Below are 8,598 nucleotides of genomic sequence, written 5' to 3' on the forward strand. Positions count from 1 at the left end.
GCAGAGCAAGCCGGGCCGCGCTTCCATGTGCGTGGGTATGGGGCCGGAGGAGTCAGGCCCCGGCCCCCGCGGCGTGGTCGTCGCCGCGGGGGCATGATCGGCGCCGGGCGGGAGCGCGCCGGACGCCGCGCGGCGCGCTCAGCGGGCGCTCGGTGTCAGCGCCGCAGGGGTGTCGTGCCCGCCCCGGAAGTAGAGCAGCGGACCGTCCGGCCGTTCGACCCGCAGTTCCTGCACCCGGCCCACGACGATGTCGTGGTCGCCGCCGCGGTGCACGGTTTCGATCGTGCAGCCGAGCCACGCCAGGACACCGTCCAGGACGACGGTCCCGCCCGGGGTGAGCCGCGAGCCGACCGCGTCGAACTTTCGGCCGGACGGGCTGCCGAACGCCTCGCAGACCTCGCGCTGGTCCTCGGCCAGGACGTTCACCCCGAAGCTGCCTGAGCGGCGGATGCGCGGCCAGCTCGTGGAGGTGTGTCCCGGGCAGAAGAGCACGAGGGGCGGATCGAGGGAGAGCGAAGAGAACGCCTGGCAGGCCAGGCCGAGCCGCTCCTCACCGTCGAGGCCGGTGATCACCGTCACGCCGGTGGCGAACTGCCCCAGGACGGTGCGGAACATCCGTGCGTTCACACTGGGCAGCATCGGAACTCCTTCGGTGGGTGGTGAGCCGGGCGGCTCAGTCGTAGACGACCTCGACGTGGTCGGTGAGCGGTACCGCCTGGCAGGCCAGCGTGTACCCCTCGGCCAGGTCCTCCTCCTCCAGCACGGTGTTGCGCAGCAGCTTCACCTCGCCGTCGACGACCCGGCAGGCACAGGCGCTGCACGAGCCCTCGCGACATGAGAAGGGAGCGTCGAGATCCTGGGCGCGCAGCAGGTCCAGGAGGGTGGTACGGGCGGGCCAGGGGAACGTCTTTCGCTCACCGTCGAGTTCGACGGTGACGGTGCCGCTGCCCGCTTCGTCGGCGGGTACCGGCTCGGGGGCGGCGGACAGACCGGCGAACGGGTCGGATGCGAGCGACCGGTACTCCTCGGTCAGCACCCGCGTTCGGTCCAGCCCCAGTTCGGTGAGGGCCGTGGCCGCCGCCTCCATGAAGGGCACCGGTCCGCAGAGCAGAGCCGCGTCGGCACCGACGGACCAGGGCCGGACCAGCGCGGCCAGCCTGGCCGCGTCGGGCCGTCCGTGCAGCGTCTCCAGCCAGTGGACCACCTGGATCCGGTCCGGATGCTCCTCGGTCAGGCGCCGCAGCTCGGCCGCGAAGATCACCGACCGCTCGTCGCGGTTTGCGTACACCAGAAGGGCGTTGCCGCCCTCTCGGGCCCGCGCCCGAAGGATCGACATCGCCGGAGTGATCCCGCTGCCCGCGGCGAACAGCAGCAGCTCGCGGTGGTCGGGCGCGGGGGTGAACCGGCCGGCCGGGAGGAGCGCTTCGACCGTGTCTCCGGGGCGCAGGCGGTCGCAGATCCAGTTCGAGGCGATGCCGCCGGGCACCCGCTTGACCGTGACGGTCGGGCGGGGGTCCCCCGGAGCGCTGGAGAGTGAGTAGCAGCGAGCCACCCAGCCTTCCTGCGCAGGAACACGGAGCGTCAGGAACTGGCCCGGCCGGTAGTCGAGCCGGTCCTCCTCCCCGGCGTCGAAGGAGACGGACACCGCGTCCTCCGTCTCCGGTGTCACCTCGGCCACGCGCAGAGTGAGGATCGGGTCGGTCACTGGTCGACCACCGCCAGCTCCCCTGATCGCACGGCCTGTTCGATCGTCGCCCGCAGCCGGGCGCAGGTGGGGATCACCGCGGTCCTGGGCCGGCCGTCGGCGGCAAGCACTTCGGCGAACTCCGCACATCCCTCGGCGCCGTCGGGCCACTGCACGGAGGTCTGCGCCAGGCTGCTCTTGCGTACCAGCACCGGCGTCGCGCAGCGTTCGCACGACAGGCGCCGCACCTGGGTCGTCCTTTCCGGGTCCGCGAGCGGCACCCGTCCGTTCGCGCTCATGCCGGGCGGAGCGGTACGCCGCCCTGGCGCTCAAGGTTGTCCTCGACCTCGCGGGACCAGAACTCCACGGCGCGTTCGGTGTCCAGCTCGAACTCGAACCGGTTGGTCATCTCGGGGGTGACGTCCTCGGTGTCGACGTAGAACTGTTCGTACCAGCGCCTGAGTTGGTAGACGGGGCCGTCCTCCTCGCAGAGCAGGGGGTTGTCGATCCTGGTCTTGTTCCGCCAGATCTCGACGTCCTGGAGGAAGCCGGCCTCGACCCCCTTGGAGGTCGCCGCGGCGATGGTCCGGGCCGTCTCGTCCGTGTGGCCCGGCGCCTTCTTGACGATGCAGCCCCACTGGAGGAGGAAGCTCGTCGGACTCACCGGGTAGTGGCAGTTGATCAGGACGGTCTCGGTGTCGATGAGGCCGTTGGAGCCGTGCAGCCAGTCGATCATGTACGAGGGGCCGAAGTACGTCGCCTCCGACCGGCTGATCCGCTTCTCCTCGCCCTCCGCCTTGGAGTAGGTCGTGCCGAAGCTGACGTCGTCACGGCCGGTGGAGTTCATGTACTGGGTGGCGAGGTGCCCCTCGAACACGTTCTTGAAGTACACGGGGAACGAGTAGTGCACGTAGAAGAAGTGGGCCATGTCGACCACGTTGTCCACGATCTCCCGGCAGTTGGCGCCCTCGATGAGGACCGAGTTCCACGTCCAGTCCGACCATTCGTCGGAAAAGACGGCGTCGATCCGCGGAATCTCCAGCTCGGGGGGCGGGGGCTTGCCCTGGGGGTCGTGGTAGACGAAGAGCTGACGGTTCTGTTCGAGGACGGGCCAGGACTTGGTGCGGGCACGCGGAGGAACCCGCCGTGAGTACGGGATGCTCGCACAGCGGCCGTTGCCGGCCCAGCGCCAGTCGTGGAAGGGACAGGCCACCTCGTCGCCCTTGACGGTGCCCTGGGTCAGGTCGCCGCCCATGTGCGGGCAGTATCCGTTGAGAACCTGCAGCTTTCCTTCACTGTCGGCGAAGACGACGAGTTTGGTGCCGAACGCCTGGACGGCGTGCGGCTTGCCGTCCCGGAACGTGTCGGCGAGGCCCAGGCAGTGCCAGCCCCGGGCGTACCGGACGGGGGGTGCCCCGGCCTCGATGACGCGGACACCGTCGTCCGACTCCATTGTTGCCATCGCTCCTCCATGTGTGCGCGATAGGGGCCTGTCCACCCGGCAGCGGCTCCTCGACCCGGCGGCTCCGGAGCGTCACTCCCGTCGTCATCGTGCGAAGCGGACGGCCGCGCCGGAAGGCCCGCTCCCGCTGACCGGGACGAAGGGGCACTTCGGCGTCCGTCAGGGCGCCCGGTGCCGCGGCCTCCGCGCTCCCATGGCTCGCGAGCACGCGCGGGGCCCGGGCCGTCCCGGTCAGCGGGAGGGCCGGGCGCACACCGTGCCCGACCGGCCTAGCGTCGGGCCGACCGGCCGGCGAACCTCGAGGGCCGGGTTCGGGGCGAGCATTCGGAGGTTGTGATGGCGCACGAGGTGGTCCGCCGGGTCGAGGAGGCCTCGGCACTCCTGGCAGCAACGGCCCAGGAGACGGAGGGGCTGGGCAGGCTCTCCGACGAGAGTGTCAAGCTCATCCGCGAGGCGGGGGTGATGCGGATGCTGCAGCCGCAGGACTTCGGTGGGTACGCGGCCCATCCACGGGACTTCGCCGAGGCGGTCATGGCGGTCGCGCGCAGCTGCGGGTCCACCGGCTGGGTGTGCGGCGTCGGCGGGGTTCATCCGTGGGAGATGGCGCTGATGGACCGCGAGCTCCAGTCCGAGGTATGGGGGGACGACCCCGACACCTGGATCGCCTCCCCCTACGCGGCCCAGGGCGTCGCCACGCCGGCCGACGGGGGCTACACCCTGAAGGGGCACTGGAACTTCTCGTCCGGGACCGACCACTGCGACTGGGTCTTCCTCGGCGCGCTGGTCGGCGGCCCCGACGGCAAACCGCTGCAGCCGGTCAAGATGCTCCACGTGGTGCTGCCCCGCTCCGACTACACCATCGTGCCGGACTCCTGGGACGTGATCGGCCTGTGCGGCACCGGCAGCAAGGACGTCGTCGTCGACGGCGCCTTCGTCCCCGCCTACCGCACCATCGATGGCGGAGAGGTCGCCGAGGGCGAGAAGGCGGCGGAGCGCGTCGGCCGCTCGGACACCTTGTACAAGCTGCCGTTCTGGGCGATGTTCCCGCTGGGCATCACCTCTGCTGTGGTCGGCATCGCCGAGGGGGCCCTCGCCGCCCATCTCGATTACCAGCGGGATCGGGTCACGGCCATGGGCAGCCGGATCAAGGAGGACCCGTACGTCCTGTCGGCCATCGCGGAGGCGTCCGCCGAGATCAGTGCCTCCCGCACCCAGCTCCTCGACGGCATCTGCCGGCTGTACGACAAGGCGGAGGCCGGGAAATCCATCACCTTCGAGGACCGGGCGGTCGTACGGCGCAACCAGACCCGTTGCGCCTGGCGTGCGGTCGCCGCGGTCGACCAGATCTTCGCCCGCTCCGGCGGGAACGCGGTGCGCCGGCACAACGTCATGCAGCGCTTCTGGCGCGACGCCCACGTCGGCCTCCAGCACGCCATCCACACTCCTGGTTCGACCTACCACGCCGCCACGCTCACCTCCATGGGCATCGAGCCCGAGGGTTCTCTGCGCGCCCTGATCTGAACCCGTCCCCGCTGGACACCACGTACTGATCACCGCAACAGACCGGAAAGAGAGAGACCATGGGTGACATCAGCTCACTGGGCTACGTCAGGGTCCGGGCCACCGACATGGCGGCCTGGCGCACTTTCGCCTTCGAGACGGCTGGATTCGCCGAGGGGAGCGGACCGGAGACGGACGCGCTCTACCTGCGCATGGACGAACGTGCCGGGCGGATCGTAATTCTGCCCGGCGACGAGGACCGGGTCGAAGCGGTCGGCTGGGAGGTCCGCGACCACCTGGCGCTCGACCGGGTTCGGCGAGCGGTCGAGGCGGCAGGCGTCCCGGCCAAGCCCCTCTCCCAGGAGGAGTGCGACCTGCGCCGGGTGGAGACGGCTTTCGCCTTCGAGGCCCCCGGCGGCACACCCGTCGAGATCTTCCACGGGCCGGCTCTGGACCACAGCCCGCTCGCCACCCCGTACGGCAACCGCTTCGTCACCGGCAAGCTGGGCGCGGGCCACGTGGTGGTCCCGGTGGGCGACCTCGACGGTGCCTTCCGCTTCTACTCCGAAACGCTCGGCTTCCTGCCGCGTGGCGCGTTCCGGATGCCGACCCCGCCCGAGGCCGCACCGGTCCGACTGCGCTTCCTCGGTGTCAACGCCCGCCACCACAGCCTGGCCCTGCTGCCTTCGCCGGAGCTCAAGTCCCCGGCGCTGGTACACATCATGGTCGAGTACGAGACCCTCGACGAGGTCGGCCAGGCGCTCGACCGGGTCCTCAAGGCCGGTTACCACCTGTCGTCCACACTGGGGCGTCACACCAACGACAAGATGGTCTCCTTCTACGTACGAACGCCCGGCGGCTGGGACCTGGAGATCGGGTGGGAGGGCGCGCTGGTCGAGGAGGACTCCTACACCGCCGAGGAGATCACGGCCGACAGCTATTGGGGGCACAGCTGGGACTTCAGCTGACGCGGGCGGCCACCGCCCGCCGGTCCCCCGGCCCTCGGGCCTGTCGGTCCGCGGGCCGGGGAGCCGGTGCGATGCGGTGCTGGGGCAGCTCGGGATGGGGCTGACGATTCCGCGTGGTCCTGGGTGCCGACCGCCCTGCTGGCGCCGACCGCGTACGAGCACAGCAGCGGGGCCGTCCACCGGACGGCCCCGCTCCCCCTTTTCTCGTCCTCCGCGCGCTCCGGCCGCCGAGTGCCGTCAGTGCGTCACCCCGGCCGCCCGTCCCGCGCCAGCAGCCGTCGCGCGGCCAGCCCGATCTCGTACCGCGCCTCGCTCGGTGTGGTGCGTCCGCTCAGCTCCGAGAAGAGCACGCCCCACCAGCTGTAGACGAGCATCCGCACCGCCGTGACCCGCTCCTGGCACGGGTCGTCCTCGCCAAGCGTGCGCAGCACCGCGTCGTACAGATGCGAGTCGGGCACCGGCGCCTGGGGCTCCGAACGATCGGCGTAGTTGGTCGCGGTTGCCCGTACCATCGATCCGCACAGCACCGGCTGCTCCATGAGACGGCGGTTCAGGGCCACAAGCCGCTCACCCACGACCTCGACGGCGTCCCCGCCCTCCACCGGCCACTCCTCCTCTACGAAGCGAGCAACCCGCGCCGCGAACACCGTGGCGAAGAGTTGCACTTTGGAGGGGAAGTAGCGGTAGAGCGTTCCCAGTGCGACATCGGACGCCCTGGCGATCTCCTGCATCTGCACCTGTTCGTACCCGGTGTCGGCCCCGAGTTCGGCCGCCGCGCCCAGAATGCGGTCCCAGCGCTCGACCTGTCGTTCGGAAGCGGGCTCCGCGGGCTTGCGCGCCTCGGCTAGTCGTGGCACCGGTCCCCCTGTCCATCGGTGTTGCCGGCTTCTGCCGTCCGTCGGACCCAGGGTAGGGGCCGGCCCCGGGCCCGGGGCCCGGGGGGCCTCAGCTACCACCGGGCCGGGTGAGAAAGGCCAGCACCGCGCTCTCCCAGGCTTCCTTCTGCTCGATCATCACCCAGTGGCCGCAGTCGGGCAGGACGTGGAGCTCCGCCTTGGGCATGGTGCGCATCGGCAGCAGCGCCATGTCCAGGGGGCTGACCCGGTCGTCGCGCCCCCAGGTGATGAGCGTGGGCGCGGTGATCTTGTGCAGCATCGACCAGTACGGGGGCCGGTCACTCGCCTCCGCGGCGGCCATGCCGGCGGCCAACGCCTTGCGACCGTACATACGGCGGGCGGCGGCCAGCGTGTCCGGGTCGGTGGCCTGGGTCCAGCGTTCCTCCACCATCTCGTCGGTGACGACCTCCGGGTCGTACACCATCGAGTGCATCCACCGGACCAGGGCTTCCCTGGTCGGGTTCTCGGTGAAGTCCATGAGCAGATTGATGCCTTCGCCGGGCGACGGGCTGAACACGCTGCGCCCGATGCCGCCGACGGTCACGATGCGCCGGAACAGGTCCGGCCGGGCGATCGCCAGGTTCGCCGCGACGATACCGCCCATGGAGTTGCCCACCACGTCGACCCGGCCCAGGCTCAGCCCGTCCAGGAACCGGGTGACGGCCTGCGGTGCGGCGGCCATCGGATGCTCGTCGGTCGGGTCGCTGACCCCGAAGCCCGGAAACTCCAGGACGAAGCAGCGGAAGTGCCGGGCGAACGCGGCCAGGTTGCCCCGGTAGTTGCGCCAGCCGGTCACGCCGGGCCCCGAGCCGTGGAGCAGCAGCAGGGGCGGCCCCTCGCCGGCCTCGTGGTAGCGCAGCACGCCCTGCTCCGTGGGAAGTTCGCGCAGCGTTTCGTCATAGCCGAACGTCCTGGTCGTCGCTTCGGTCATGGCCCCAGCCACCTCTCCTGTCGGCATCGTCGTCGTAACGGACGCTAACCAGACCCCCGTGACCCGGGGCACCGTCGTCCCGGACAGCGGGACCGCCGGGGACAGTCGATGGCACCGCCGCGGGCCCGGCGAACGGCTACCCGACGCCGGCGGCGGATCGCTCTGCGGGGATCAGAGCCGTGTGCCGCGGGAGCGCTCGGCTGGGACGCGCGGGCGCGACGGCAGCGGACGGGACGGCGAGCTCGTCCATGATGCTGCGGGCGGCGCCCAGTGCGAGCGGCGCGAACCTCTCCAGCGGCGTGCCGACCTCCCCGACGAGGGAGAGGGCCCCGAGGGGGCCGGTGGGGCCGCGCAGAGCGACGCCCACACAGCCGACGTCCCCGAAACACTCTCCCCGTTCGTAGGCCAGGCCGTGGCGCTCCCGGACCCGGCTGAGCTCCTGGTGCAACCTGTCCCGGCTGGCGATGCTCCGGACCGTGCGGGCGGTGACGCCGTGCGCGTAGTCGTCGTCGACGCGGTCCGGCGTGAGCCAGGCGAGCATGGCCTTTCCGAGCGCCGTGCAGTGCGCCGGCGCCCGCCCGCCGACCCGGGACGGCACGTCGATGGCGGACCTACCGCCGATCTTGTCCAGGTAGTACACCTCGGAGTCCTCGAGGACCGCGAAGTGGACGACCAGCCCCGTACGGAGGGCGAGCTGGTGGAGCACGGGAGCGGCGGCGGCGCGCAGCGCGCCGTGGCCGGCTTCCCGGCCGCCGAGGCCGAGGGCGCGCGGCCCGAGTCGGTAGCCCGTTGTCATGTGTTCCAGCCAGCCCATGCCTACGAGCTGGTCGAGGATCCGGTGGGTCGTTGAGCGGGGAAGGCCGGTTCGGCCCGTGACTTCCTCCAGGCTCAGCTGCGCATACGGGCGTTCGAAAAGATCCATGATCAAGGTGATCCGTTCGACCATCGACGGGGGCAGCTCCTCCCGCTGACGGGAGAACCCGACCATCCTGCTCGACGCTGAGCTCATGCCAGCACCTCTCGGCGAAACTAGAATGAAATCTAGTTTTGACGCTAGCAGGGGTCAGGACACCTGGGAAGATGTCGGTAAGAGGACGGTTCGGGGAAATTCGCGGGACGCGAACGGCGCGGGGCGGGAGAGGCTTCCGAGCCTCTCC

Annotated in this window: 9 protein-coding genes; 2 read left to right on the forward strand and 7 right to left on the reverse strand. The window is 70.9% G+C overall.

The window, feature by feature from the left end; all coding sequences use genetic code 11:
• Positions 1–138: 138 nt before the first annotated feature.
• Genes ACFWM7_RS30865 through ACFWM7_RS30880 form a run of 4 tightly spaced genes read right to left on the reverse strand, consistent with a single transcriptional unit; the run spans position 139 to position 3,146 of the window.
• Positions 139–639: a flavin reductase family protein gene (locus tag ACFWM7_RS30865; protein WP_383266852.1), complete on the reverse strand. Its 501-nt coding sequence runs from the start codon at positions 637–639 to the stop codon at positions 139–141.
• A 34-nt stretch (positions 640–673) separates the two neighbouring features.
• Positions 674–1,705: a 2Fe-2S iron-sulfur cluster-binding protein gene (locus ACFWM7_RS30870; RefSeq protein WP_383266855.1), complete on the reverse strand. Its 1,032-nt coding sequence runs from the start codon at positions 1,703–1,705 to the stop codon at positions 674–676.
• Positions 1,702–1,983, reverse strand: a complete 282-nt coding sequence (locus ACFWM7_RS30875; RefSeq protein ID WP_383266858.1) for a hypothetical protein — start codon at positions 1,981–1,983, stop codon at positions 1,702–1,704. Before ACFWM7_RS30875 ends, ACFWM7_RS30870 begins: the two co-directional genes overlap by 4 nt.
• Positions 1,980–3,146, reverse strand: a complete 1,167-nt coding sequence (locus tag ACFWM7_RS30880) for a Rieske 2Fe-2S domain-containing protein (RefSeq protein ID WP_383266860.1) — start codon at positions 3,144–3,146, stop codon at positions 1,980–1,982. The genes ACFWM7_RS30875 and ACFWM7_RS30880 overlap by 4 nt, the downstream gene beginning before the upstream one ends.
• A gap of 336 nt (positions 3,147–3,482) precedes the next feature.
• On the opposite strand from ACFWM7_RS30880, the gene ACFWM7_RS30885 reads away from it, so the two are divergent.
• Together ACFWM7_RS30885 and ACFWM7_RS30890 are read left to right on the forward strand one after the other, a co-directional pair.
• Positions 3,483–4,667, forward strand: a complete 1,185-nt coding sequence (locus ACFWM7_RS30885) for an acyl-CoA dehydrogenase family protein (RefSeq protein WP_383266863.1) — start codon at positions 3,483–3,485, stop codon at positions 4,665–4,667.
• 59 nt (positions 4,668–4,726) lie between these two features.
• A complete protein-coding gene (locus ACFWM7_RS30890; protein WP_383266866.1) occupies positions 4,727–5,614 on the forward strand; it encodes a VOC family protein in 888 nt (295 codons plus the stop codon).
• Between the two features lie 245 nt (positions 5,615–5,859).
• On the opposite strand, the gene ACFWM7_RS30895 is transcribed toward ACFWM7_RS30890, so the two are convergent.
• The 3 genes from ACFWM7_RS30895 to ACFWM7_RS30905 form a co-directional block, all read right to left on the reverse strand.
• Entirely contained in the window at positions 5,860–6,471 is a 612-nt protein-coding gene (locus tag ACFWM7_RS30895) for a TetR/AcrR family transcriptional regulator (RefSeq protein ID WP_383266868.1), read from the reverse strand.
• An 88-nt stretch (positions 6,472–6,559) separates the two neighbouring features.
• On the reverse strand, positions 6,560–7,441 hold the full coding sequence (locus tag ACFWM7_RS30900) for an alpha/beta fold hydrolase (RefSeq protein ID WP_383266870.1): 882 nt from the start codon (positions 7,439–7,441) through the stop codon (positions 6,560–6,562).
• 136 nt (positions 7,442–7,577) lie between these two features.
• Positions 7,578–8,450, reverse strand: coding sequence for an IclR family transcriptional regulator (locus ACFWM7_RS30905; protein WP_383266873.1), 873 nt, complete (start codon positions 8,448–8,450; stop codon positions 7,578–7,580).
• Positions 8,451–8,598 lie beyond the last annotated feature (148 nt).

This window comes from Streptomyces sp. NPDC058375 (genome assembly GCF_042723425.1).
Lineage (GTDB): Bacteria > Actinomycetota > Actinomycetes > Streptomycetales > Streptomycetaceae > Streptomyces > Streptomyces durocortorensis.

Bases quoted from the DNA above. Each gene is read 5' to 3' on its own strand.
- ACFWM7_RS30865 (WP_383266852.1), bottom strand. From the start codon at position 639: ATGCTGCCCAGTGTGAACGCACGGATGTTCCGCACCGTCCTGGGGCAG.
- ACFWM7_RS30875 (WP_383266858.1), bottom strand. From the start codon at position 1,983: ATGAGCGCGAACGGACGGGTGCCGCTCGCGGACCCGGAAAGGACGACC.
- ACFWM7_RS30880 (WP_383266860.1), bottom strand. From the start codon at position 3,146: ATGGCAACAATGGAGTCGGACGACGGTGTCCGCGTCATCGAGGCCGGG.
- ACFWM7_RS30885 (WP_383266863.1), top strand. From the start codon at position 3,483: ATGGCGCACGAGGTGGTCCGCCGGGTCGAGGAGGCCTCGGCACTCCTG.
- ACFWM7_RS30890 (WP_383266866.1), top strand. From the start codon at position 4,727: ATGGGTGACATCAGCTCACTGGGCTACGTCAGGGTCCGGGCCACCGAC.
- ACFWM7_RS30900 (WP_383266870.1), bottom strand. From the start codon at position 7,441: ATGACCGAAGCGACGACCAGGACGTTCGGCTATGACGAAACGCTGCGC.
- ACFWM7_RS30905 (WP_383266873.1), bottom strand. From the start codon at position 8,450: ATGAGCTCAGCGTCGAGCAGGATGGTCGGGTTCTCCCGTCAGCGGGAG.